Raw genomic sequence first — 23,934 nt, 5'->3', positions numbered from 1 at the left:
ACAAAACGTGAAGTACATCAGCACCCGTGGCCAGGCCCCGGCTCTAAATTTTGAAGAAGTTCTCCTGACAGGCCTGGCGTCCGATGGCGGCCTGTACGTGCCCGAAACGCTGCCTACATTCAGCGAAGCCGAAATTGCGGCTATGGCCGGCATGAACTACGCGCAGCTCGCGCAAAAAATTATCACGCCGTTTGTTGACGACTGTATTCCCAAGGCGGATCTCAAAGCCATTCTCGAGGAAACCTACGCAGAGTTTCGTCACGAAGCGGTCGCGCCAATGGTGCAGATCGACAGCAATCAGTGGGTTTTGGAACTGTTCCACGGTCCCACGCTGGCGTTCAAAGACTTCGCATTGCAGTTGCTGGGCCGCCTGCTCGATTACGTGCTGGAGCGCAAGCACCAGAAGGTTGTGATCATGGGCGCCACGTCTGGCGATACCGGCTCGGCCGCTATCGAGGGCTGCAAACGTTGCAAGAATATCGATATTTTCATTCTGCATCCGCACGAGCGCGTCTCCGACGTTCAGCGTAAGCAGATGACTACCGTAGTGGGCGACAATATCCACAACCTGGCGGTGCAGGGTAACTTCGACGATTGCCAGGCCATGGTGAAAGCCAGCTTTAACGATCGCAGCTTTCTGCCTTCCGATCGCAGCCTGGTGGCGGTGAACTCCATTAACTGGGCGCGCATCATGGCCCAGATCGTTTACTACTTTTATGCCGCAGTCGCCCTTGGCGCACCTGCGCGTAAAGTCGCGTTCTCGGTGCCCACCGGTAATTTCGGGGACATCTTTGCGGGCTATCTGGCGCATAAAATGGGCCTGCCTGTGGAGCGTCTCATTATTGCGACCAACCGCAACGACGTATTGCACCGGATAATGATCAGCGGCAGCTACGGCCGTCAGCCCCTGGAACACTCGTTGTCGCCGAGCATGGACATTACCGTGTCCAGCAACTTCGAGCGCCTGTTGTTCGATCTGTACCAGCGCGATGGCGCAGCGATTGCGCAGCTCATGAGCGACTTCGACAATGGCGACATTCATTTCTCTGAGGACGCGATGGGAGCAGCACGCGAGTTGTTCTCCAGCCAGTGTGTGAGCGATGAAGAGACCTGTGCGCAAATGGCAGCGACATGGGATCGCTGTGAATACATGCTGGATCCGCACAGTGCCATTGGCGTGAAGGCAGCTCTGGAAGCAGGCGTGCCTGCCAGTGTGCCTGTCGTTACCCTGGCAACTGCACATCCTGCCAAGTTCCCCGGCGCTGTTGCCGAGGCGGGCCTGGGCGAGGAGCCAACGCTGCCGCACCACTTGCGCGACCTCTTCGACCGTCCTGAACGCTGTGAAGTGCTGCCCAATGAACTCGGGTCCGTACAGGCCTTTATGGCGGATAACCTGAACGCCTGAGCCGGGCGTGGATAAGGTCATCCGCCGGCGCGAGCCGAGCGAATCTACCGAACTGCAGGCCACTGGCCTGCACCCTATCCTGTCCCGGGTCTATCGGGGCAGGGGCGTCGCCGAAGCGGCTGAGCTCGAGCTCGATCTGGCGCGGCTCATTCCCCCTACACAACTGACCCACGCAGATACCGCTGCTTCTTTGTTAGCCGATAGTCTGGAGCGCGGTGAGCGTATTCTGGTGGTGGGCGACTACGACGCCGATGGCGCCACCAGCACCGCGCTGGCGCTCACTGCGCTGCGTGAATTCGGGGCGGCCGAGGTGACGTACCTGGTGCCGAACCGATTCGAATATGGCTATGGCCTGAGCCGGCAGATCGTCGAGCTGGCCCTGCGCGGTGACAAGCCGGACCTGATTATTACGGTCGACAATGGCATCTCCAGTATCGATGGTGTCGCTGCCTGCCGAGAGGCGGGCGTTAAGACGTTGATCACCGATCACCATCTGGCCGGCAGCGAATTGCCCAACGCAGATGTCATCGTGAATCCCAATCAGCCCGGCTGCGATTTCCCCAGTAAGAACCTTGCCGGCGTCGGGGTCATCTTTTACATCATGCTGGCGCTGCGTGCAGAGCTGCGCAAGCGCGATTGGTTTGACCAGCGCAAAGAACCCAACCTGGGGCGCCTTACTGACCTTGTGTCTCTGGGTACCGTGGCAGACGTCGTGCCCCTGGACCAGAACAACCGTATTCTCGTGGCTGCCGGACTGCAGCGCATTCGTACCGGACACGCTCGTGCCGGTATTCTCGCCTTACTGGAAGTGGCGGGACGCAATCTCCATTCGGTGGTAGCGTCGGATCTGGGATTCGCCGTGGGACCGCGCATTAATGCCGCCGGTCGCCTGGATGATATTTCCGTGGGTATTGAATGCCTGCTGCAGCAGGAGCAGGCCGGTGCCCGCCGGCTGGCGGCGGAACTGCACCAGAAAAACCAGGATCGCCGCCTTATCGAACAGGATATGCAGGACCAGGCCCTGGCCTTTCTCGATAGCCTGCCGTTGGCAGAGGAGGGCGTGCCTGTGGCTATGACCCTGTACCAGGGCGACTGGCACCAGGGCGTGATTGGTATTCTCGCATCCCGTATCAAAGATCGCCTGCACCGGCCTACCATTGCCTTTGCCAATGGCGATGCCGGTGAAATCAAGGGCTCGGCCCGCTCCATCGCCGGCATTCATATTCGCGATATTCTCGACGCTGTTGCCACCCGTCATCCGGGCATGATTCTCAAGTTCGGCGGCCATGCCATGGCAGCGGGCCTGACGATTCCAGCGGACGCGTATGAGGCGTTTAATGCGGCGTTCGTGGCAGAAGTGGAGCGCCACGCCGAGGATGTGCACTTGCAGGCAGTGATCGAATCCGATGGCGAGTTACAGAGGGATGATTTCGACCTCACGCTCGCCGAGGCGCTGCGTTACGCCGGGCCCTGGGGCCAGCACTTTCCAGAACCCGTGTTCGATGGAGAGTTTCGTATCGTGCATCAGCGTTTGGTGGGCGAGAAACATCTCAAGTTGGTGCTGTCACCCTCTGGCAGCGCGCAACTGATCGACGCCATTGCTTTCAATATTGATCTGGACACATGGCCCGACGAGACGGTCCAGGACGTGCGCCTGGCCTACCGCCTTGATGTGAATGAGTTTCGGGGGCGTAAAAGCGTCCAGCTCATGGTGGACTACATCGAGGCGCTCCAGTCCTAAGCCCGGAGCGCCCCAAGAGGGCCTCTGTTACAGGCACTGCTCCAGCGACATGGTGAGCTTGTCGACCAGCTCATCCACCTGTTCGTTGGTAATGATCAGGGGAGGGCAGACAGCGATCGCATTGCCCGCCACGTTGCGGACAATCAGTCCATTGTCTTGGCAGGCTTTGGTCACGCGCTTGGCCAGGTCGGTTGCCGGCGTTCTGCTGGTGCGATCTTCCACCAGTTCTATGGCACCCAGCAGACCTTCACCGCGCACTTCGCCCACCTGGTCAAAACGCGCCAGCATGGACATCTTCAGCTGCAGGTATTCACCGACGTCACGCGCGTTGTCGTACAGACCATCGCGCTCGTAGATTTCCAGGGTTTTCAGTGCCGCGGCGCAACCTACCGGGTGGCCAGAATAGGTGAAGCCGTGGCCAAAGATACCCACCTCGTTGCTCGCCTCGACCATGGGCTCGTACATGTCGCCGCGAATTACCGAGGCCCCGATGGGGATGTATGCGGATGACAGCTGCTTGGCAAACGTCATCATGGCCGGGTTCTGAATGTTCATGGTGTCACAGCCGAAAAGGTTGCCGGTGCGGCCAAAGCCGGTGATAACCTCATCAGCCCAGAACAGGATGTCGTACTTATTGAGTACCGCCTGGATCTTCTCGTAGTAGCCCGGGGGCGGAACAATCACACCGCTGGCGCCGGTAATCGGCTCGGCGATAAAGGCGGCGATGGTGTCCGGACCTTCGCGCAGAATCAGTTCCTCGAGGTTGTTGGCCAGGCGGGTGCCGTACTCAGCGGCACATTCGTCGCCCTGTACACCGCGATAAAAGTGCGGAGCGTCGGTGCGAAGAATGCCCAGCGCCTCCAGCGGCGCATCGAAGTGCGCGAGGTTGGCGGGCAGGCTGGTCAGTGCACCGGCAGCCACGGTAACGCCGTGGTAGGCCCGCTCGCGGGTAATGATTTTGCGCTTCTCAGGCTTGCCGATGGCATTGAAGTAGTAGCGCAGCATTTTGATATGGCTGTCGTTAGCGTCCGAACCGGAGTGGCCGAAAAATACCTTGGCATTTTCTACCGGTACCATGCCGGCCAGCTTGTCGGCCAGGTCGATAACTGGCTGGTGTGTTTTGCCGCCAAAGTTATGGGCGAATGACAGCTTGCTCAACTGCGCGCTGATCGTATCAATGAGCTCCTGGTTGCCGTAACCGAGCCCGGTGCACCAAAGCCCCGCCATACCTTCGAGGTACTGCTTGCCATTTTTGTCATAGACATACACACCTTCACCGCGATCAAAATTGAGCTGCTCGGTCGCCGTGAGGTTCGTGGTTGGGTAGATAACTGCTGACATCGAATATTCCCGTAATGGATGGCGCGCGCCTTGCCCGCCAATAATAGTTGGCAACGATTGTAATGTTCCTACTTCTCAGTAATCCAGCGAATAACCCCCTGGGGTTGTAAGAATCTAAAGTTTCTTGACCTTCCAGTCGCTGGAAGGTTTAGATTGGGGCCTGAATGAGAGGTCATACCGATGAAGATTTCAGAAGCCGCCCGCCGCAGCGGGCTGTCCAGCAAGACGATTCGCTACTACGAAAATATTGGCATTATCGCCCCCGCACTGCGCGGTGAAAATGGCTATCGCCACTACGAGCCCGCTGCAGTGGAAGAGCTCAAGTTCCTGGCCCGGGCTCGTGATGTAGGCTTTAACCTCGATGAGTGCCGGGAACTGCTGAACTTGCATCGCGACAGCGGTCGCCAGAGCCGTCACGCCAAGGCGTTGGTGCTGGAAAAGAGCGGCCAGTTGCAGGAGCGCATTGCTCGCCTGCAGGCGATGCAGGAGGTCCTAGAGGGACTGGCCGCGCGCTGCCAGGGCGATGAAGGCCCCGACTGTGCCATTCTCGACGACCTGGCTAGCGGGGAGGCTACGGTATGAGCACCCATGCAGAGCACGACAGCTGCTGCGGCAGCGCCTCTGACAACCCTGACGTGAATAGCCCGGCGACGGAGGCCGTTGACCCCTGCTGTGAGGCGCCTGCCCGACGCGACTACTTCCTCTGGGCATGCCTGACGATCGTTACAGCCGCCTACGTCTGGGGTGCGTTTAATCCCCACGACCACAGCAGTGTGATCGGCGTATTCAGTGGCGGTGTTCTCGAACTATTTAACGCCATGTGGTGGGGCATCGCCCTGGGGATTATTTTTGTCGGTCTGCTAAGCCGCATTCCCCGTGAACTGGTCATGGGTGTGCTGGGCCGCGATACCGGTGTTCGCGGATTATTCCGGGCCACCCTGGCGGGCGTCTTTCTAGATCTGTGCAGCCACGGCATTCTCGCTGTCGGCATGAAACTCTACGAACGAGGCGCCAGCACCGGCCAGGTAATGGCCTTTCTGCTGGCCAGTCCCTGGAACTCCTTCTCCCTGACGCTGATTCTGTTTGGTCTGATCGGTGTCGGCTGGACCTTGCTCTTTATCGGCTTGTCACTGGTCATTGGTATTATCACCGGGCTGATTTTCGAACAGCTGACCCGTCGCGGCACCTTGCCGGCCAACCCCTGGCGCGAAACTCTCGGTGAGGAGCGCCCGGTGGGGGAAATTTGGGCAGAGCTGCGCGGCGATATACACTTCTCCGCAGCGGGTACCGTGGATCTGCTGAAAGAGGGGATTGCGGGCTCGCGGGTGGTGATTCGCTGGTCGATGTTTGGCCTGATTCTGGCTGGGCTCATTCGTGCGCTGGTGCCGGAGGACGCCTTTGCTGCCTGGTTTGGGGCGACCTTTGCAGGCCTTTGGCTGACTCTGCTGGCAACGACCATTATCGAAGTGTGCTCTGAGGGTGCCACGCCGATTGCCGCTGACCTGATGAATCGGGCCCAGGCGCCGGGGAATGCGTTTACGTTCCTGATGGCGGGGGTGGCTACTGACTACACCGAGGTGATGTCGATCAAGGACACGACCCGGTCCTGGAAGATTGCCTTGTTCCTGCCGTTGATTACGGTGCCTCAGGTGATGGTGATTGGGTACTTGCTTAATAATCTTTGATTTGGTGCAGGGCTAGTCGGGCTGAGAACTTTCGTATCCTCGCGAAACCACTACAAGCACATCCATGTGGGCGTTTCAGCCAGCGGCATCCATGCCTCCGGACGATTTCGAGAGGATACGAAAGTTCCCAGCCCTTATTGAGCTCTCTAACTGCAGAGGGATAGAAGGAGCCGGAACACCAAAGGCCTTTCCAGAATCGTCTGGAGGCATGGATGGCGCGGCCGGCGCTCCGGGACGCCGAAGCAACCACATGGATGTGCTTGTAGCGGTTCTGGAAAGGCCTTTGGTGTTCTGGTGCCGAATAGAGTGAGCTGGCACGTATCCAGCGTCTAGAAATCCGGCTGACACTCACCTTCAAGCCACTCCCCGGTCGCCGGGTGTTCAAACCCCAACGTCGTCGCATGCAGCAACAGACGATCCGCCATTTTCAGCGCCTCCTCATGAGCGTACATGTCGCAGCCCAGAATAGGGTGGCCCAGTTCACGCATATGAATGCGCAGCTGATGGGAGCGTCCGGTCACAGGCATAAGTAACATGCGGGTGCGGTCGCCCTGGCGTTCCAGCACGCGGTAGCGGGTGAGGGCGTATTTGCCGCGTTCGTGGTCAATCATCTGCAATGGGCGCCGCTCCCAGTCGCAGCGGATTGGCAGTTCCACCTCGCCTTCGTCGTTCTCGACGATGCCGTGTACAACCGCGATATAGGATTTCTCTACCTTGCGCTCCTGAAACTGGCGGCTGATATGGGCGTGAGTGGGCTTGTTCAGGGGGATGACCATAATGCCCGAGGTGTCGAGGTCAAGGCGGTGCACAATCGTGGCCGTGGGATAGTCCGCCTGCAGCCGGGTAATCAGGCAATCTTTGTTGAGGGGGTGACGGCCCGGGATGCTCAGTAACAGGTCGGGTTTGCGCACCAGTAACAGGTCGTGATCCTCGTGCAGAATGCGAATGGCTTCCTGGCTATGGGGGACGATATAGGGGGGTAATTCGGACATGGCGCGTAGTGTAAGTATAATCCGCCGCCATGTCGCCCGATCGTGAAAATCTTGAAGCCCGCCTGCGGGACATTCTGCCCAGTGCTCATCTGGAGGTCATGCCATTGCCGGATGCCCCGGAGCTGCGGTTGTTGCTGCTGGCTGAGGATTATCCACGCCAGGTGCTGAACAGGCAGGAGATGTGGGCGGTGATGGACAGCCCGCTGTACTGGATTTTCTGCTGGGCGTCCGGACAGGTGCTGGCCCGCTATATTCTCGATCATCCCGAACAGGTGGCCGGTAAGCGCGTGTTGGATTTCGGCTGCGGCTCAGGCGTGGTGGCGGTTGCGGCGGCCATGGCTGGCGCGCGCGAAGTTGTTGCCTGCGACATCGACCCATTGGCTATCGCTGCCACACAGTTTAACGCCCAGCTCAATGATGTGTCCCTGGTTCTCGCCGAAGATTACTTCGATGTACAGGATGATATCGACCTGATCATTGTGGCCGACGTGCTTTACGATCGAGAGAACTTCCCCTGGCTGGAGCGTTTCGTGGCCCGGGCCCCGCATGTGCTCATTGCCGATTCCCGGGTCAAGAACTTTGATCATCCTCCCTATAGGGCGATTGATCGCCGGCAGAGTTGTACGATCCCCGATCTCGACGAGTCCGCCGAGTTTCGTGATGTGCGCATTTACCAGGCCATTCGCTGACCACCTTTAGGGCAGCATGGGGTAAGACATCTGGTGGTTTGTTGTTATATCGAGAGTGTAGCGACATCGATCGATCAGATGACTTTATGAAAACAATCACAGCGCTCCTGAGCTTCGCGCTGTTAACGCCTGCCGCAGTATACGCATCGGATCATCCCGAGCGCCGCCAGCAGTACAAAATGGCGGTAATGACTGAAACGCCCGAATTCGGGAGTCTGCCCATGGCCGCGTATTCACAGACCGGGCATCACCATCTCAAGCCCTCACACAAGCATAAGCAGAGTGATATCTACAAAGGTAAATACGGGGGCTTCTACTATGACCGGCATGTCGGCAAGTGGCGGGACCCCGATGACGAAGTCTGCCACACCTGTACCCCGGAGAACGGCTTCCCGGCCCACGGCCACTAGCATTTCATAATCATAATCAGAGGGGCGTAGAGCCCGACAGGAGATTTGCGTTGTTGCGCATCTTAATAACGCTGCTGGCTCAGCCACGATATTAGTCGGCTTTGGTACCACCGACGGAGCATTACAGGAACAGGGCCGTTCTCAGGCGTTTATCACCGGCTTCCACGATGGCAGGCATAGCGGCATGCAGGAGCAGGGTAACGATTGCGAAACATACATTAAAGGCCACGAGCGCTTCGAAACAGACGCCGAGTACAAGGCCGGTTGGCGGGCGAGGCCGAGGGCATAAAGCTGCAGCAGCAGGCCGTAGCTGTGGGAAGCGCGGCTGCCGGAGCTTACGGCGCACATAGCATCAAGAAAGAAATGGACAAGAACGACCCGGATAAGATCGCCAAGGATGCCGTGAAAGGGTTTGATACCGACGCCCTGAACACCCTGGAAAATTAGCCACACCCCTGCTTGCCATGGTCCTGCGGCTGAGTCTTTGTTGGAGCGCAGCGGGGAATTTCTGTACACTGTCGCCAGCTGAAATGACGTAGGACCTGCGCGCGCGATGAATCCGAATTACCTGGACTTTGAACAACCCATTGCCGAACTCGAGGTGAAAATCGAGGAGCTGCAATTGGTGGGGTCTGACGCTGATATCAATATCAGCGAAGAGATCGACACCCTGCGGGACAAGAGCGCCAGGCTCACCGAGAAGATTTACAGCAATCTCAGCGCCTGGGACATCGTCAAAGTGGCGCGCCACCCGCTGCGCCCCTACAGCCTGGATTACATCCCCCGTATTTTTACCGAGTTTGACGAGCTGCACGGCGATCGCCGTTTCGGTGACGACAACGCTATCGTCGGCGGTGTTGCCCGTCTGGACGGCAAGCCGGTGATGGTCATCGGCCAGGAAAAGGGCCGTGCCGTGAAAGACAAGGTCATGCGCAACTTCGGCATGCCCAAGCCCGAGGGCTACCGCAAGGCCCTGCGCCTTATGGAAATGGCCGAGCGCTTCAAGATGCCCGTAGTAACGCTCATCGACACCCCTGGAGCCTACCCCGGTATTGATTCCGAGGAGCGGGGCATTTCTGAATCTATCGCCCAGAATCTGGCTGTGATGTCGCGCCTGGCGACACCGATTATCTGCGTGGTGATTGGCGAAGGCTCTTCTGGCGGTGCCCTGGGTATTGGTGTTGGCGACCATCTCGCCATGCTCCAGTACTCCACGTACTTTGTGATCTCTCCCGAGGGTTGCGCCAATATCATCTGGAAGGATTCCTCCCATGCATCCGATGCCGCCCAGGCCATGGGTGTGACCTCGTCCGTGCTCGAGGATCTGGGTATTGTCGATTCCACCATCCCCGAGCCCATGGGCGGCGCCCACCGGGACGTGGACCTGATGGCGGAACGTATTCGCGATCACCTGATCAAGCATCTCGACTCCTTGCAGGCGCTGCCCACCGAAGACCTGCTGGCCAAGCGCTACCAGCGCTTGATGTCCTACGGCAACTAGTGATCTGACCCGCAATGTCGCGCGCTCTGGATCACAGTTTGCTCGACGCCACACTGCTCCACCTTCTCGACTCCCCCCACTGGTACGTTGGTTTCAGTGGCGGGGTTGATTCCACCGCATTGCTCCACTTGCTTACCCGCTGGCGTCGCGGTCGCGACGATGTGCCGGCTATTACCGCCCTGCATGTCAACCACGGCCTGCAGCAACAGGCCGCGGAATGGGTGAATCACTGTGCGTGGATTTGTCGCTTTCTGGATGTGCCTTTCAAGGCGCTCGATGCGCGTGTGGAGGCTGACGGTGAAGGGCTGGAGGCGGCGGCTCGCGATGCCCGCTACGCCCAGTTTGAAGCCCAGCTGGGGGAGGGCGATGTGCTGTTTCTAGGCCATCACCAGGACGATCAGGTGGAAACACTTTTTCTGCGGTTGCTGCGCGGAGCCGGGGTAGAGGGGCTTGCCGCTATGCCGGCGGCGCGCCGGTTGGGCGCGGGGCGGTTGAGCCGCCCGCTGCTGGACACGCCACGCTCAGCCCTGGAAGCCTATGTGGCCGAGCACGGGCTCAGCTGTATCGAGGACCCCAGCAATGGCGATACCTCGCTGGATCGCAATTATCTGCGCGCCGAAGTGCTGCCGCTATTGGCAGCTCGCTGGCCGGGTTACCGCAAAACGGTGACGCGCGCTGGCGATCATCTGGCTGTTGCCGCCAGTGCATTGCGCGAGGCGCGACAGCTGCCAGCCACGCAATTTTCCTGTGTGGGCGACCCGGGTTTGCCCGTGTCCAGCCTGGTGGAACCTGACAGTGAAACCGCGGCCGCTACCCTGCGTGACTGGCTGAAACTCGGCGGCTACCCGGCGCCGGATGCATTGGCATTGGCGGAGTTCCTGCGCCAATTGCGCGAGGCGGGTGAAGACGCTGCGCCGCGGCTGGACTGCGGCAAGTATCAGCTGCAACGGTTCCAGAACGCGGTGTACTTGTTGCTAACGCAGGACAATTTACCCGAGGCCCTGCCGGAACTGGCGCCGGGGCAGTCGCTGACGCTGCCGGGTATAGGAGATATCGGCCTGGCGCGGGCCGAGGGGGAGGGGGTGTGGCTGGCCCTGGATGAGCGCCCTGAGGTTGCCGTTCGCGAGGGCGGCGAGCGCTGCCGTCCGGTGGCTCGCAAGCGCAGTACCAGCCTCAAAAAACTCCTGCAGGAGGCCGCGATACCCCCGTGGTGGCGGGATCGGGTTCCCCTGCTACAGTTGGACGGAGAGATTCTTGCAGTGGGCGCGCTGGGGCCTTGTGCCAGCGAGCGATGGGGGGACGTCGGCGAAGAGGATGAGGCATCTTGGCAATTGTACTGGAAACCAGCTGTGGCACCGGGATTCGATTGAGCTGGCGGGCCCTTTCTGATAGTCTGGCTACCCATCTTTTTGCAGTATTTCGCCAGCGTCTTCAGATGCCGGGGCGGAAATCTGTGTTTCCGGATTTACAGCGTAATTAAAGGCTTTTCATGACGCGTTACGTGTTCGTTACTGGTGGTGTGGTTTCCTCTCTTGGCAAGGGGATCGCAGCGGCCTCGCTCGCGGCCGTTCTCGAGGCCCGTGGTCTCAAGGTCACCCTGCTTAAACTTGACCCCTATATCAATGTTGATCCCGGCACTATGAGCCCGTTTCAGCACGGTGAGGTGTACGTGACCGAGGACGGTGCAGAAACCGACCTCGACCTGGGTCACTACGAGCGTTTCACCCGCACCACCATGCGCAAAACCAACAACTTCACGACCGGCCGGGTCTACAACGAAGTGCTTCGCAAGGAGCGCCGCGGTGACTACCTCGGCGGCACAGTACAGGTGATTCCGCATATTACCGATGAGATTAAGCGTCGGGTGATCATGGGTGCCGGCGATGCCGATGTGGCCGTGGTGGAAATTGGCGGTACGGTGGGCGATATCGAGAGCCTGCCTTTCCTTGAAGCTGCCCGTCAGCTGAAAGTTGAAATGGGCCCGAACCGCGCTCTGCTCATGCACCTGACCCTGGTGCCCTATATCCCCACCGCCGGTGAAATCAAAACCAAGCCCACCCAGCACTCTGTGAAAGAACTTCGCGCCCTGGGCCTGCAGCCGGATATCCTGTTGTGTCGTTGCTCAGTGGATATCGAAGAGAGTGCCCGCAAGAAGATCTCGCTGTTTACCAACGTCGAAGAGCGTGCCGTTATCCCACTGATTGACGCCGATTCCGTCTACCGTATACCCGGTATGCTGCAGGGCTTTGGTCTGGATGATTTTGTTACCGAGCGTTTTGGGCTGGAGTGTGGTCAGGCTGATCTGTCCGATTGGGACGATGTACTGGATCGCGAATTCAACAAGACCGGCGGCGAAGTGCGGGTGGCCATGGTCGGCAAGTACATGGACCTGCTGGACGCCTACAAGTCCTTGAACGAGTCTCTGTCACATGCGGGACTGCAGACACGCACTAAGGTCAAAGTCGATTACATTGACGCGGAAGACATCGAGAAAGATGGCACTGGCGTGCTGGAAAATGTCGATGCAATTCTGGTTCCCGGTGGCTTTGGCGATCGCGGTTTCGAGGGCAAGATCACCGCTGCGCGTTACGCGCGCGAGAACAATATTCCCTACCTGGGCATTTGCCTGGGTATGCACGTTGCCCTGGTCGAGTACGCGCGCAATGCCTGTCAGCTCGGAGGTGCGCACTCCACTGAAATGGAGCCGGGCACCCCACATCCTATCGTCGGCCTGATCACCGAGTGGCAGAACGCCGATGGCAGTACCGAGCAGCGCGATGAGTCCTCCGACCTCGGCGGCACCATGCGTCTCGGTTCGCAGCTCTGTCACCTGGAAGAGGGCAGTAAGGCACGCGAAATTTACGGTGCGCCCTCTGTGGAAGAGCGGCATCGTCACCGCTACGAGGTCAACAACAATTACGTTGATCAGCTGCGTGATGCCGGTATGCGCATCGGTGGCTGGTCTACCGACCATTCGCTGGTTGAGATGATTGAGCTGCCCGAGCACCCCTGGTTTGTCGCGTGTCAGTTCCACCCGGAATTCACGTCTCGCCCGCGCGGTGGTCACCCTCTGTTTACCAGCTATATTGAAGCGGCACTGGCCCATTCAGGCGGTAGCGACAACTAAGGGGCTGCGGCCCGTTCGAGAGGACAATCTGTGAACGACCAGACCGTTACACTCGGAGATATCCGTTTCGACAACGGGGCTCCGTTTGTGTTGTTGGGTGGAGTCAATGTGCTGGAAAGCCGTGACTTTGCCCTATCGGTGGCGGAGCACTACGTTAAGGTGTGTCGCCAGCTCGACATTCCCTACGTGTTCAAGGCCTCTTATGACAAGGCCAATCGCTCCTCGATTCATTCCTTCCGCGGTCCTGGCCTGGAAGAAGGTCTGTCCATTCTCGCCGAGATCAAGTCGACCTTTGGCGTGCCCGTGATTACCGATGTGCATACCCCGGAACAGGCTGCGCCCGCTGCCGAGGTTGCAGATATTATTCAGTTGCCGGCTTTCCTGGCACGGCAGACCGACCTGGTTGCAGCGATGGCAGCCACCGGCTCTGTCATCAACGTGAAGAAGCCCCAGTTTTTAAGTCCCTCGCAAATGGCCAACATCGTTGAGAAGTTTGGCGAATGCGGCAACAACCGCATTCTGCTGTGCGAGCGCGGCAGCAATTTTGGCTACGATAATCTTGTGGTCGACATGCTTGGTTTTGGTGTTATGAAGCAGGTCTGCGGCAATGCGCCGCTGATCTTCGACGTGACCCACGCCCTGCAGTGTCGCGATCCCGGTGGGGCTGCCTCCGGCGGACGCCGTACCCAGGTGGCAGAGCTTGCCCGTGCTGGCATGGCCACTGGCCTGGCGGGGCTGTTCCTCGAAGCCCACCCCGATCCCGATAAAGCCCTTTGTGATGGTCCCAGCGCGCTGCCGCTGGACCAGCTCGCCCCTTTCCTGTCGCAGGCGAAAGCAGTGGACGATCTCGTCAAATCACTGCCGCCCCTGCAGATCGATTAGAAAATACGGAGTAATACCCTATGAGTAACATCGCTAGTGTTCAGGCGTTTGAAGTGATGGATTCCCGCGGGAATCCCACGGTTATGGCTGAAGTGACGCTCGAATCCGGCCACGTGGGCGCCGCCTGCGCGCCCTCCGGTGCTTCCACCGGTTCTCGCGAGGCGCTGGAGCTGCGCGACGGCGACAGCAGCCGCTACCTGGGCAAAGGTGTCACCAAGGCGGTCGATTTTGTAAACGGCCCTATCAACGCCATGCTCAAGGGCACCGACGCGGCTGCGCAGCGCGACCTCGACCAGGCGATGATCGATGCCGACGGCACTGAGAACAAGGAAACCTACGGCGCCAACGCGATTCTGGCGGTGTCTCTTGCCGCGGCCAAGGCAGCTGCAGCCGGTAAAAACATTCCGCTGTACCAGCACATTGCCGACATTAACGGCACCAGCGATTTCACCATGCCGGTACCGATGATGAATATCCTCAACGGCGGAGAGCACGCCGATAACAATGTCGATATTCAGGAATTCATGGTGCAGCCCGTTGCGGCTCCGACGTTCGCCGAAGGCCTGCGCGCCGGCGCAGAAATTTTCCATAACCTGAAGAAAGTGCTCTCCGCGCGCGGTCTGAACACCGCTGTGGGTGATGAAGGTGGCTTTGCGCCCAACCTGCCCTCTAATGAAGCGGCGCTGGAAGCGATTGCCGAAGCTACCGCTAATGCCGGCTACAAGCTGGGCACTGACATTACCCTGGCGCTGGACTGTGCGGCGTCTGAGTTCTACAAGAACGGTGTTTATGACCTGGCCGGCGAAGGCAAGCAGTACGACAGTGCCGGTTTTGCCGACTACCTGGCAGACCTGGCTGGTGCGCATCCCATCATCTCTATCGAAGATGGTCTGGATGAATCTGATTGGGATGGCTGGAAACTGCTCACCGAAAAAATTGGCGACAAAGTGCAGCTGGTGGGTGACGACCTGTTCGTTACCAATACCAAGATCCTGCAGGAAGGTATCGACAAAAACATCGCTAACTCCATCCTGATCAAGTTCAACCAGATCGGCTCGCTGTCCGAGACGCTCGACGCCATCGCCATGGCCAAGGCTGCCGGTTATACCGCGGTTATCTCGCATCGCAGCGGTGAAACGGAAGACACCACTATTGCCGACCTGGCAGTAGCGACGGCCGCTGGCCAGATAAAAACCGGCTCGCTGTGTCGCTCTGATCGCGTGGCCAAGTACAACCGTCTGCTGCGCATCGAAGCGGAGCTGGGTAGCCGCGCTCCCTACCGCGGCATGGCGGAATTCCAGCGCTAAGCTGAGTCGGGACCGGGCCCTTGCGCTGGTTGTTCGGCATTCTCCTGGTTCTGCTGGTGGTGCTTCAGTACCGCCTGTGGATTGCCGAGGGGAGTCTCGCCGAGCAGCAGCGCCTGAAGCGCCAGGTCGATCGCTTTACCGAAGAAAACGCGGTGTTGCGCGAGCGCAACGCCGTGCTTGAGCGCGAAGTATTGGAGCTGCAAACCGGGAATGCCGGTGTGGAGCAACGAGCCAGGGAACAACTCAACCTGGTGCGCGACGGCGAAACCTTTTACCAGATGGATGACGAGGCGGAATAGGGCGTGCCTGAACCTGCCTGCCACGCTGTGCTTCCCGCCGCCGGTATCGGCGCGCGCATGGGCAGCGATACGCCCAAGCAATACCTGCAAGTGGCAGGGAGTACCTTGCTGGAACACAGCGTTCGCGCGCTGCTCGCAGCCCCCTCTGTCAGCTCCCTGACGATAGCGCTTCATCCTGGCGATACCCGTGCACAGTCCCTGGCGCTGCTCGATGATGCGCGAATTCACACTGTCGTGGGTGGCGACGAGCGCGCCGATTCCGTGTTGGCGGCACTGCAGGATTTGTCGGCGCGGGCAGCGCCCGATGACTGGGTGTTAGTACACGATGCCGCGCGGCCTGGCCTGGCCCCTGCCGATGTTGAGCGGCTTATCGCCGCTGTCACCAGTACCGGCAACGGCGGGATTCTGGCGGAACCGGTGGTGGATACCGTCAAGCGCNGCGATGCCGCGGGCCACGTGCTCACCACGCTGGATCGCACCCAATTGTGGCGCGCGCAGACACCGCAGATGTTTTCCCTTGGCGCATTGTTGCAGGCAATGGAAAATGCGCGAGAGGCGGGCCTGACGGTCACCGATGAAGCGTCTGCAATGGAGTATGCAGGTCATAGAGNGGCGCTGATCCAGGGCGCCGCCGCCAACTTGAAGGTGACGGTGCCCGCCGACCTGGCGTTGGTCGCCTGGTATCTTGAGCGTCGCACTGACGAGGAAATACTATGAGAATCGGGCACGGTTACGATGTGCACAAGTTTGGTCCCGGGGACAGCATTGTGCTCGGCGGGGTGTCGATCCCGCACGCCCGGGGTCTGGTGGCGCACTCTGATGGCGATGTGTTGCTGCACGCGGTGTGCGATGCGCTGCTGGGAGCCATTGCCGCCGGCGATATCGGAGGCCACTTCCCCGATACGGACCCCACTCACGCCGGCGCGGATTCCCGTGAATTGCTGCGCCAGGTGATGAAGCTGGTGCATGAGGCCGGTTACGTGGTGGCCAACCTCGACAGCACGATTATTGCCCAGACGCCAAAAATGGCCCCCCATATCCCCGGTATGCGCGAGCACATCGCCGCGGATCTGCAGGTATCTGCCGGGCAGGTGAATGTTAAAGCCACAACCACCGAGAAGCTGGGCTTTGCCGGCCGCGAGGAAGGTATTGCCGCGCACGCCGTGGTATTGCTGGAAGTGGCAGCTCAATGATGGCAGCCCGGCCCCGGGCCCATGGCGACGCTGTGGCCCAGGCCTTGTTCAAGGCCCGCCCGGAAGATTTCTTTGTCGATGAAGAGCTCGGTTTCGAGCCGGGCGGTGAAGGCGAGCATGTCTTTCTGCACCTGGAAAAACGTCTGCTGAATACGGCCGATCTGGCGCAACGCATTTCTTCCCTGAGCGGGATTCATCCCCGGGATATCAGCTACAGCGGTATGAAAGACCGCCAGGGCGTAACGCGCCAGTGGTTCAGTGTGCGCATGGCGGGCAAGGCCGAGCCCGACTGGCAGCTGTTGTCCGAGGAAGGCGCCGTGACCGTGCTGGCGGTGACGCGGCATCAGCGCAAACTCAAGCGCGGTGTACACAAGGCCAATCGGTTCCGGATCGTGCTGCGCGACCTAGAGGGCGACCGCGACGCGATTGATCAGCGTTTGCACCGTATTCAAACCGAGGGCACACCCAATTACTTTGGCGAGCAACGCTTTGGCCGCGATGGTGCCACCTTGGATCAGGCTCGCCATTGGCTGGAGCGCGGTGCGCGTAAGGTCCCCCACAATAAGCGCAGCCTGTTTCTGTCGGCGGCGCGCAGCCATCTGTTCAACCTTGCTCTCGCCCAGCGGGTGAATGCCGGTACCTGGCGCGAGGTATTGCCGGGCGATACCTGCATGTTGCAGGGTACGCGCAGCCTGTTTGTCTGTGAGCAGCCCGATGCCGACATAGCCGAGCGGGCCGCTGCGGGTGATCTGCACCCGGGCCTGCCGCTGTGGGGCCGTGGAGCGCCACAAAGTTACCTGCAACCCGGTGCGCCGCTCGCTGCTGAGCAGCTCCTCTGTGAGCAGTTGGAGCGGGCGGGCCTGGAACTGGCCTGGCGGCCGAGCCGGCTTGTAGCGGATGACTTTTGCTGGGACTTTTGTGATGATGACGTATTGCAACTGGAGTTTCGCTTAGGGGTTGGCAGCTATGCGACAGCGCTGCTGGGCGAATTGTTGCAAGGGCAGTGATTCTGCCGGGTAACAACAAACAATAACGGGACATTCGGAGTGGTATCAGGAGTGAGTAGGGTAGACCTCAAGGGGATTGGTATGACGTCGCAGCGGACACGCGAGCGGCTCATCCAGCGTCTGGTCGACCAGGGGATTAGTAATCAGAAGGTGCTGGACGTCATGGCGACGACGCCCCGGCATTTGTTTCTCGATGAGGCTATGGCTCATCGCGCCTACGAAGACGTCGCGTTGCCCATTGGCTTTCAGCAAACCCTGTCGCAACCTTATATCGTGGCCCGCATGACCGAGCTGCTACTCGAGGGCGGGGCCCCGGAACGCGTGCTGGAGATCGGTACGGGCTCGGGCTACCAGACAGCCATTCTGGCGCAGTTGGTGGGCGAGGTTTACAGCGTCGAGCGCATCAAGCCCCTGCAGCAGAAGGCTCGCCAGCGCATGCGCCAGCTCAAGCTGCGCAATGTGCACATGAATCACGCCGATGGCGGCATGGGCTGGCCCGAGCGCGGCCCCTTTGACGCTATTCTCGCCGCCGCTGCCCCCGAGCGTATTCCCGAAGACTTACTGCGCCAATTGGCGCCGGGCGGGCGTCTGGTCATGCCCGTGGGTGGCGCCACCCAGCACCTGCAGATCGTGGATCGCACCCACGAGGGGTTTGAGACCACCATCGTCGAAGAGGTGCGTTTCGTGCCGCTGCGACCTGGCACAGTGAGGTAGCCTTGACCTCCCTGGGCGTATATCTGCGCGGCATCCTGATGGGTGCCGCAGACATTGTTCCCGGTGTGTCTGGGGGCACCATGGCCTTTATCACCGGCATTTACGACGACCTGCTCGGCGCGATTCGTGCAGTGGATCTCGAGTTTGCGCGCAAGGTGCTAAAGCTGGATATTCGCGGTGCCTGGGAGCACATTAACGGCGGCTTCCTGCTGGCGCTGCTGCTGGGTATTGTCACCGCCGTGGCGACCCTGGCGCAGCTGTTGTCCTGGGTGCTGGAGCATCATCCTGTGCCCCTGTGGGCGTTTTTCTTCGGCCTGATCCTCGCCTCGTCGCTGGTATTACTGAAACAGGTGCCCGCGTGGAACATGGGTCGGCTGGTGTGCCTCGCTGCGGGCATTGCCGTGGCGGTGACCATTGCCCTGGCGCCCATGGTGAACCTGGACTTTGGCCTGCCCGGAGTATTTCTCGCCGGCTTCCTGGCGATTTGCGCCATGATACTGCCCGGCATCTCCGGCAGTTTCATTCTCGTGCTTATCGGTATGTACGGGCCCACGTTATTGGCGGTGAAGTCGCTGGATCTTGCTTATCTGGGGGTGCTGGCCACGGGAGCGGTGTTTGGATTGATGGTGTTTTCGCGCCTGCTGCACTGGCTTCTAAAACGCTTCCATGAGGCCACCATGGCCTTGCTCACGGGTTTTCTGTTCGGTTCGCTGTTGGTGGTCTGGCCCTGGAAACGGGTATTGGCCTGGGTAGAGAGCAGCAGCGGCGGCCTTAAACCCGCGCAGCAGGTGCCGGTACTCCCCGACAGTTTTCTGGTGCAGACGGGCACCGATCCGCAGACGCTGTTGTGCATGGCGCTAATGGTGTTCGGCTTTTGCCTCGTTTGGTTGGTCGAGCGGCGTTGGGGCCAGGAGGCAGGCGCCAGCCCCTAGGGGCAGCGCTGCGGGAGCATGAAACTGGGCCAGCGGGGTGCCATGTATTGTCTCCTGTGCGCACTGCTCACAGCCTGTGGCGGCAGCCCGCCCGCGCCGGTTGAAGATCGCAATCGCGCCGGCTCCAGTAGCGGCCAGTACAGCGGTTATGTGGTGCAGCGCGGCGACACCCTGTACTCCATTGCCTTTCGCTACGGCCTCGATTATCGCCGCCTTGCCGCGGCCAATGGCATTGCCGTGCCCTATACGATTTATCCCGGGCAACGTCTGAAGCTGGCCGAGGCAGACCCTCCTGTAGCTAACCCGGCGCCGCGTAAATCCGCCACAACTTCGACCGCCACTGCGAGCCGTTCCCGAACTCCAGCGAGCCCACCGCCGGTAGCTGTCGCAACGCCTGCACCTGCGCCAAAGCCTGTCACACCAGTGTCATCTGCGCCTGTTAAAACGTCTCCATCCGGTTCGGCGGGTACTGGGCCGGTAAAAGCCTGGCGCTGGCCGGCGCAGGGCAGGTTGGTGCGAAAGTACTCATCAACTGTGCACAAGGGAATCGATATTGGCGGTAAGGCGGGTGACCCGGTGACTGCGGCAGCCGGTGGCGTAGTGGTCTACTCCGGCACAGGCATTGTGGGGCTTGGCGAACTGCTGATCATCAAACACAATGAGGTCTACCTCACCGCCTACGGCCACAACCGCCGGTTGCTGGTTGCAGAGGGTGACACTGTCCGGGCCGGGCAGCAGATTGCGGAAAAAGGCAGCACAGGGACCGACACCGTCAGCCTGCATTTTGAGATCCGCAAAGAAGGTAAACCCATCGATCCCCTGCGGCTTTTGCCCCGCCGATAACGCCTTTTGGGGCGCTCCAGTATAGAAAGTTAGCTTCTGCAATTCTTTGCATAGATGCTTGAATTTGCCGATTGGCCTGCGTTAGTCTGTTGTGCCCGGCGTAGAAACTCGGCCAATAGACCCAGCAAAAAGAGGTTGTTGCCATGGATCTGGATTCATCTACAAGCCCGAAACGGACTTCAAAAATGGGATGTAAGACAGGGGCTAAAATGGGTACGACGGCGAAAGCCAGAAAAAAACTAGCCTCCCGCAAGAAGGTACCGGTCAAAGCAGCTGAGCCCGCAAGCTCAGAAGTTGTCGAAGAACTGGCACCGGAACAAACAGCGGAGGCAGCTCAGGGAGAGACGGAGGCCTTTGACGAGGCCAAAGCTCGGACTGCCCGCAAGGTCGAGAAATCACTCGACGCGACCCAGTTATATCTCAACGAAATAGGATATTCCCCACTGCTCACGGCAGATGAGGAGAAGTACTACGCGCGCCTTGCCCGCAAGGGCGATGAAGCTGGCCGCAAGCGTATGATTGAGAGCAATCTGCGCCTGGTGGTGAAAATTTCACGGCGCTATATTAATCGTGGCTTGACGCTGCTCGACCTGATCGAGGAGGGTAATCTGGGCCTGATTCGCGCAGTAGAAAAGTTCGACCCCGAACGCGGGTTCCGCTTCTCTACCTATGCCACTTGGTGGATACGCCAGACGATTGAACGAGCTATCATGAATCAGACGCGTACTATCCGTTTGCCCATTCATGTGGTTAAAGAACTGAACGTGTATCTGCGGGCGGCTCGCGAGCTGACCCAGAGACTCGATCACGAGCCTACCGCGGAAGAAATCGCCGATATGCTCGATAAGCCGGCGGCAGATGTGAAGCGGCTGATGGGTTTGAACGAGCGCGTTACCTCGGTGGACACCCCGGTGGGGCCAGATTCGGACAAGACCGTTGTCGACACGATTGCCGACACCCATGAGAGCGATCCCTCGGAGTTGCTCCAGGATTCAGACATCAAAGACAGCATTGCCAGCTGGCTGGATGAACTTTCAGAGAAGCAACGCGAGGTTGTGTCGCGCCGGTTTGGCCTGCGAGGTTATGAGAGCAGCACTTTGGAAGAGGTAGGCCGTGAGATTGGCCTTACTCGCGAACGCGTGCGCCAGATCCAGGTAGAGGCACTCAAGCGACTGCGTGGCATTATGGAAAACCAGGGCCTTTCAGGCGAATCGCTGTTCAGCTAGTTACCAACGATGTCCCGTGGGCGCGGCTTCGGCTGCGCCTTTTTTTGCCCTGCAGTCTCAAGGCCGTGTGCTAAGCTGAAAGTTCGTGTCCCCCCATCCGACCTGTCTGGTCGAGGAGAAGCTGATGCTTGGCGAAGTGCACTCTTTGAACAATGATTTTCCGGAACTGGAAGCGATTATTGCGCAGTTGCTGGAGACAGATCACCTATTTGCTGCCGACAATAAACAGTACACAGCACTGGACAAGGAAATTCGCACCCTCGAACTGCGCGGTGGCCCTATTGATGATATGGCCATGCACCAACTCAAACATGACCGGGCCGAACTCAAAGACTCGCTTTATCGGCGCATGGTGGCCGCCCAGGCTTGAGGCCTGGGCTGGAATATCAGCAATACGCAGAGCCGCAGGGTAAAGGGCACAATGCGCTCGGCGATGTTGAAGGGCGTGTTCGAAAGCAGGTAGAACAACAACGCAGCAGTAAAACCCATTGGCAATGATCTGCGCCCGACGCAGTGCGCGCTTGTCTCTCAGTGCCATAAACCGCGCCGTAAGGTGCGGCTGGCCAAACGAGGCAATGTCGACGTTGCAGATGGCCGCGCCCGCTTGGCGATCAGTGTCGCTCTGGTAGGCTCGCTGAAGCCAAACCGCTCGAACTATTCAATGGCTGACTCCGCATCGCATGTGCCGGCGATGAACAGTACACGCCCGAGATGTCGGTGTCGGGCCGGGCCTGCGCCGGCCTAGTAAGTGTGGCGCTAAGGATAGCAACGAGGGCTATCATCGGTAGGCTCCGCCTGTATCATGGTGTTGTAGGTGTCTTACAGGACTTGTCGGTAATCACCTGTAAGTGAAGCCCCCGCTTCTTTTGTTAGCATGAGCTATGTTGAAGCCTGATAACAAGAATGGGGAGTTTGGGGCGTATGCTGAAGCATAAAATGCCTTTCTATCTGTTTTATTGCCGCGATATTGAGGACCGGGAATCTGCCGCACAGATTCGCCGCGAATTGTTGCCAGATCATCTCGGTTACGTCGAGCGGAATATGTCGCGGTACGCTGTGGCAGGCCCCAACCGTGATCAGGATGCTGCCTATCGTTCCAGTACCTTCGTGATAAAAGCGGGTTCATTCGCTGAGGCCGATGAGGTGATGCAGGGCGACCCTTATGTGGAGGGCGGCCTTTATCAGGAAATTCTCCACGTTGAATTTGTGCCCATGGCAGGTGACTGGGTGGGCGGCGCTGCCTGGAAACTTTAACGGGACCATCGTACGGGTGAGCCTATGAACACAGATTAATATGGCTTGGTGGCGCCCAGAAAGGCCACGGACAAACTGCCAATCCAGCAGCAGTACGCCAGCTTGCTAGCGTAGCGGTGGTCCAATAGATTGGCATGGCGTGCTTAACAAGTCTCGGCATTCTTGTTAGTGTCCGTCGCGATAATGTCTGTTGGTATTGGAATACACGCTATGCGATATTTTGCCCTGTTGGCCTCCCTTATCCTGCTCAGCCAGACCGCCATGGCACACGAGGCCAGCGGTGTCGCGGGCGGCTTCAGCAGTGGGTTTATGCACCCCATCCTGGGCTGGGATCACGTGGCCGCGATGGTGGCTGTTGGCTTGTGGGGCGCTGTGCTGGGCCAGCCGGCACTGTGGGTGCTCCCGGTAACTTTTCCGCTGGTCATGGCGTTTGGTGGCGCACTCGGCGTTGCTGGCATTCCCCTGCCAGGCGTGGAAGTGGGCATCGCCTTGTCGGCACTGGTATTGGGTGTGATGGTGCTCACCGCAGCGCGTCCTCCTTTGTGGCTGGCGGCGGTGATCGTGGCGGCCTTCGCGATATTCCACGGCCATGCACATGGCACCGAGCTTCCTCATGCGGTGAGCCCGTTGGCCTATAGCATTGGCTTCGTCCTATCCACCGGTATGTTGCACATGTGCGGTATCGCCTTCGGCCTGCTGACCCGTTTCAAGGCCGGTACTGTTGCTGTGCGTGCCGGTGGTGGTTTGGTCGGACTGGCCGGCGTACTGTTTCTCATCAGGGCAATCTAAGTGCCTCGCCTGCTGTTGTGGGTGCCAATACTACTGGCGCCTTCAGCTGCCTTTGCGCATAGCCCGATGCCCGGTATCGGGTATTTCTACAGCGGTATCCTCCATCCGTTGCTGGTGCCTTCGCATTTGCTAGCCCTGGTGGCGCTGGGTTTGTTGATCGGCCAGCGCGGCCTGCAGGCAATGCGGCTTGCCTATCCGTGCTTTTTAGTGGCCCTGTTGGTCGGCCTGGCTTACGCTGGGTACGCACCAGAGTCGATTTCCATTGCCGAAACCCTGCTCCTGGTTGCCGCGGGCGGCTGTGGCCTGCTGGTGGCTTCGAACCTGGCGTTACCATCCGCCTTGTTGGCGATGCTTCCCGTAGTCGCGGCGTTTGTAATCGGTGCTGATTCGGGCGTGACTGACCTCGAGCGACGCGAGACATTTGGCGCCATGCTGGGTGCAGGTACCGGCACCTGTATTGTGCTTATTGCCGTGGCCGCAGTGGCTGAGCTGCCGCGGCGAGACTGGCAGAAAATCCTGGTCCGTGTGTTCGGCTCCTGGTGTGCGGCGAGTGCTGCCCTTGTGCTGGCATTGGCGCTGCGTGGGCTAACCTGAGAG

General features: G+C 59.4%; 26 protein-coding genes. 24 read left to right on the top strand and 2 right to left on the bottom strand.

What is annotated here, in order from left to right:
• Window positions 1-7: 7 nt before the first annotated feature.
• The gene (thrC, locus tag A3709_RS06290) at window positions 8-1,405 is read left to right on the top strand and encodes a threonine synthase (protein ID WP_066051944.1); all 1,398 of its coding nucleotides are present in this window, start codon (window positions 8-10) and stop codon (window positions 1,403-1,405) included.
• A 7-nt stretch (window positions 1,406-1,412) separates the two neighbouring features.
• Complete coding sequence (gene recJ, locus A3709_RS06285; RefSeq protein WP_082849933.1) at window positions 1,413-3,146, top strand: single-stranded-DNA-specific exonuclease RecJ; 1,734 nt, start codon at window positions 1,413-1,415, stop codon at window positions 3,144-3,146.
• Window positions 3,147-3,173: 27 nt separating this feature from the next.
• Here recJ and A3709_RS06280 read toward each other — a convergent pair whose 3' ends face one another.
• Window positions 3,174-4,487, bottom strand: a complete 1,314-nt coding sequence (locus A3709_RS06280; protein WP_066051690.1) for an aminotransferase — start codon at window positions 4,485-4,487, stop codon at window positions 3,174-3,176.
• 180 nt (window positions 4,488-4,667) lie between these two features.
• On the opposite strand from A3709_RS06280, the gene cueR reads away from it, so the two are divergent.
• Together cueR and A3709_RS06270 are read left to right on the top strand one after the other, a co-directional pair.
• A complete protein-coding gene (gene cueR / locus A3709_RS06275; RefSeq protein ID WP_066051687.1) occupies window positions 4,668-5,069 on the top strand; it encodes a Cu(I)-responsive transcriptional regulator in 402 nt (133 codons plus the stop codon).
• The gene (locus A3709_RS06270) at window positions 5,066-6,172 is read left to right on the top strand and encodes a permease (protein ID WP_066051684.1); all 1,107 of its coding nucleotides are present in this window, start codon (window positions 5,066-5,068) and stop codon (window positions 6,170-6,172) included. Before cueR ends, A3709_RS06270 begins: the two co-directional genes overlap by 4 nt.
• A gap of 329 nt (window positions 6,173-6,501) precedes the next feature.
• Here the strand turns inward: A3709_RS06270 and A3709_RS06265 are convergent, their stop codons facing one another.
• On the bottom strand, window positions 6,502-7,164 hold the full coding sequence (locus tag A3709_RS06265; protein ID WP_066051680.1) for a pseudouridine synthase: 663 nt from the start codon (window positions 7,162-7,164) through the stop codon (window positions 6,502-6,504).
• A 29-nt stretch (window positions 7,165-7,193) separates the two neighbouring features.
• Between A3709_RS06265 and A3709_RS06260 the strand changes: the two genes are divergently transcribed.
• The 20 genes from A3709_RS06260 (at window position 7,194) to A3709_RS06165 (ending at window position 23,931) form a co-directional block, all read left to right on the top strand.
• A complete protein-coding gene (locus A3709_RS06260) occupies window positions 7,194-7,853 on the top strand; it encodes a methyltransferase (RefSeq protein ID WP_066051678.1) in 660 nt (219 codons plus the stop codon).
• A gap of 86 nt (window positions 7,854-7,939) precedes the next feature.
• Entirely contained in the window at window positions 7,940-8,263 is a 324-nt protein-coding gene (locus tag A3709_RS06255) for a hypothetical protein (RefSeq protein WP_066051675.1), read from the top strand.
• A 264-nt stretch (window positions 8,264-8,527) separates the two neighbouring features.
• Window positions 8,528-8,710, top strand: a complete 183-nt coding sequence (locus A3709_RS23595) for a hypothetical protein (RefSeq protein ID WP_197484087.1) — start codon at window positions 8,528-8,530, stop codon at window positions 8,708-8,710.
• Between the two features lie 106 nt (window positions 8,711-8,816).
• Complete coding sequence (gene accA / locus A3709_RS06245; protein ID WP_066051672.1) at window positions 8,817-9,764, top strand: acetyl-CoA carboxylase carboxyl transferase subunit alpha; 948 nt, start codon at window positions 8,817-8,819, stop codon at window positions 9,762-9,764.
• Between the two features lie 14 nt (window positions 9,765-9,778).
• The gene (gene tilS / locus A3709_RS06240; protein WP_066051669.1) at window positions 9,779-11,134 is read left to right on the top strand and encodes a tRNA lysidine(34) synthetase TilS; all 1,356 of its coding nucleotides are present in this window, start codon (window positions 9,779-9,781) and stop codon (window positions 11,132-11,134) included.
• A 119-nt stretch (window positions 11,135-11,253) separates the two neighbouring features.
• Window positions 11,254-12,891 (top strand): CTP synthase, encoded by a 1,638-nt coding sequence (locus tag A3709_RS06235; protein ID WP_066051665.1) that lies wholly within the window; start codon window positions 11,254-11,256, stop codon window positions 12,889-12,891.
• Window positions 12,892-12,921: 30 nt separating this feature from the next.
• Window positions 12,922-13,773, top strand: coding sequence for a 3-deoxy-8-phosphooctulonate synthase (gene kdsA / locus A3709_RS06230; protein ID WP_066051662.1), 852 nt, complete (start codon window positions 12,922-12,924; stop codon window positions 13,771-13,773).
• A 20-nt stretch (window positions 13,774-13,793) separates the two neighbouring features.
• Window positions 13,794-15,080 carry a phosphopyruvate hydratase gene (gene eno, locus A3709_RS06225; RefSeq protein ID WP_066051659.1) on the top strand — a complete coding sequence of 429 codons (1,287 nt, stop codon included), beginning with the start codon at window positions 13,794-13,796 and terminating at the stop codon, window positions 15,078-15,080.
• 20 nt (window positions 15,081-15,100) lie between these two features.
• Complete coding sequence (locus A3709_RS06220; RefSeq protein ID WP_066051656.1) at window positions 15,101-15,379, top strand: septum formation initiator family protein; 279 nt, start codon at window positions 15,101-15,103, stop codon at window positions 15,377-15,379.
• Window positions 15,380-15,382: 3 nt separating this feature from the next.
• Window positions 15,383-16,096 carry a 2-C-methyl-D-erythritol 4-phosphate cytidylyltransferase gene (gene ispD, locus A3709_RS06215; RefSeq protein ID WP_255359722.1) on the top strand — a complete coding sequence of 238 codons (714 nt, stop codon included), beginning with the start codon at window positions 15,383-15,385 and terminating at the stop codon, window positions 16,094-16,096.
• On the top strand, window positions 16,093-16,572 hold the full coding sequence (gene ispF / locus A3709_RS06210; protein ID WP_066051653.1) for a 2-C-methyl-D-erythritol 2,4-cyclodiphosphate synthase: 480 nt from the start codon (window positions 16,093-16,095) through the stop codon (window positions 16,570-16,572). The genes ispD and ispF overlap by 4 nt, the downstream gene beginning before the upstream one ends.
• Window positions 16,569-17,579, top strand: a complete 1,011-nt coding sequence (gene truD / locus A3709_RS06205; protein ID WP_066051651.1) for a tRNA pseudouridine(13) synthase TruD — start codon at window positions 16,569-16,571, stop codon at window positions 17,577-17,579. The genes ispF and truD overlap by 4 nt, the downstream gene beginning before the upstream one ends.
• 81 nt (window positions 17,580-17,660) lie before the next feature.
• Window positions 17,661-18,293, top strand: a complete 633-nt coding sequence (locus A3709_RS06200) for a protein-L-isoaspartate(D-aspartate) O-methyltransferase (protein ID WP_231871114.1) — start codon at window positions 17,661-17,663, stop codon at window positions 18,291-18,293.
• A 2-nt stretch (window positions 18,294-18,295) separates the two neighbouring features.
• Window positions 18,296-19,225, top strand: coding sequence for a DUF368 domain-containing protein (locus A3709_RS06195; protein ID WP_156507582.1), 930 nt, complete (start codon window positions 18,296-18,298; stop codon window positions 19,223-19,225).
• A gap of 18 nt (window positions 19,226-19,243) precedes the next feature.
• Entirely contained in the window at window positions 19,244-20,068 is an 825-nt protein-coding gene (locus tag A3709_RS06190) for a peptidoglycan DD-metalloendopeptidase family protein (protein ID WP_066051644.1), read from the top strand.
• Window positions 20,069-20,253: 185 nt separating this feature from the next.
• Complete coding sequence (gene rpoS, locus A3709_RS06185) at window positions 20,254-21,294, top strand: RNA polymerase sigma factor RpoS (RefSeq protein ID WP_255359721.1); 1,041 nt, start codon at window positions 20,254-20,256, stop codon at window positions 21,292-21,294.
• A gap of 85 nt (window positions 21,295-21,379) precedes the next feature.
• Window positions 21,380-21,664: a YdcH family protein gene (locus tag A3709_RS06180; RefSeq protein WP_197484086.1), complete on the top strand. Its 285-nt coding sequence runs from the start codon at window positions 21,380-21,382 to the stop codon at window positions 21,662-21,664.
• A 551-nt stretch (window positions 21,665-22,215) separates the two neighbouring features.
• Complete coding sequence (locus tag A3709_RS06175) at window positions 22,216-22,548, top strand: YciI family protein (protein WP_197484085.1); 333 nt, start codon at window positions 22,216-22,218, stop codon at window positions 22,546-22,548.
• Between the two features lie 210 nt (window positions 22,549-22,758).
• Window positions 22,759-23,337, top strand: coding sequence for a HupE/UreJ family protein (locus tag A3709_RS06170; protein WP_066051635.1), 579 nt, complete (start codon window positions 22,759-22,761; stop codon window positions 23,335-23,337).
• Window positions 23,338-23,931, top strand: a complete 594-nt coding sequence (locus A3709_RS06165) for a HupE/UreJ family protein (protein WP_066051632.1) — start codon at window positions 23,338-23,340, stop codon at window positions 23,929-23,931.
• Window positions 23,932-23,934 lie beyond the last annotated feature (3 nt).

The sequence above is a fragment of the Halioglobus sp. HI00S01 genome, assembly GCF_001635445.1.
GTDB classification, from domain to species: Bacteria; Pseudomonadota; Gammaproteobacteria; order Pseudomonadales; family Halieaceae; genus Halioglobus; species Halioglobus japonicus.
This window is presented reverse-complemented; position numbering and strand designations above follow the sequence as displayed.

What these genes read in the sequence shown, in the direction of transcription:
- A3709_RS06280 (WP_066051690.1), bottom strand. Translation starts at nt 4,487, where the DNA reads ATGTCAGCAGTTATCTACCCAACCACGAACCTCACGGCGACCGAGCAG.
- cueR (WP_066051687.1), top strand. Translation starts at nt 4,668, where the DNA reads ATGAAGATTTCAGAAGCCGCCCGCCGCAGCGGGCTGTCCAGCAAGACG.
- A3709_RS06270 (WP_066051684.1), top strand. Translation starts at nt 5,066, where the DNA reads ATGAGCACCCATGCAGAGCACGACAGCTGCTGCGGCAGCGCCTCTGAC.
- A3709_RS06265 (WP_066051680.1), bottom strand. Translation starts at nt 7,164, where the DNA reads ATGTCCGAATTACCCCCCTATATCGTCCCCCATAGCCAGGAAGCCATT.
- A3709_RS06260 (WP_066051678.1), top strand. Translation starts at nt 7,194, where the DNA reads ATGTCGCCCGATCGTGAAAATCTTGAAGCCCGCCTGCGGGACATTCTG.
- A3709_RS06255 (WP_066051675.1), top strand. Translation starts at nt 7,940, where the DNA reads ATGAAAACAATCACAGCGCTCCTGAGCTTCGCGCTGTTAACGCCTGCC.
- accA (WP_066051672.1), top strand. Translation starts at nt 8,817, where the DNA reads ATGAATCCGAATTACCTGGACTTTGAACAACCCATTGCCGAACTCGAG.
- tilS (WP_066051669.1), top strand. Translation starts at nt 9,779, where the DNA reads ATGTCGCGCGCTCTGGATCACAGTTTGCTCGACGCCACACTGCTCCAC.
- A3709_RS06235 (WP_066051665.1), top strand. Translation starts at nt 11,254, where the DNA reads ATGACGCGTTACGTGTTCGTTACTGGTGGTGTGGTTTCCTCTCTTGGC.
- eno (WP_066051659.1), top strand. Translation starts at nt 13,794, where the DNA reads ATGAGTAACATCGCTAGTGTTCAGGCGTTTGAAGTGATGGATTCCCGC.
- ispF (WP_066051653.1), top strand. Translation starts at nt 16,093, where the DNA reads ATGAGAATCGGGCACGGTTACGATGTGCACAAGTTTGGTCCCGGGGAC.
- truD (WP_066051651.1), top strand. Translation starts at nt 16,569, where the DNA reads ATGATGGCAGCCCGGCCCCGGGCCCATGGCGACGCTGTGGCCCAGGCC.
- A3709_RS06200 (WP_231871114.1), top strand. Translation starts at nt 17,661, where the DNA reads ATGACGTCGCAGCGGACACGCGAGCGGCTCATCCAGCGTCTGGTCGAC.
- A3709_RS06190 (WP_066051644.1), top strand. Translation starts at nt 19,244, where the DNA reads ATGAAACTGGGCCAGCGGGGTGCCATGTATTGTCTCCTGTGCGCACTG.
- rpoS (WP_255359721.1), top strand. Translation starts at nt 20,254, where the DNA reads ATGGGATGTAAGACAGGGGCTAAAATGGGTACGACGGCGAAAGCCAGA.
- A3709_RS06175 (WP_197484085.1), top strand. Translation starts at nt 22,216, where the DNA reads ATGCTGAAGCATAAAATGCCTTTCTATCTGTTTTATTGCCGCGATATT.
- A3709_RS06170 (WP_066051635.1), top strand. Translation starts at nt 22,759, where the DNA reads ATGCGATATTTTGCCCTGTTGGCCTCCCTTATCCTGCTCAGCCAGACC.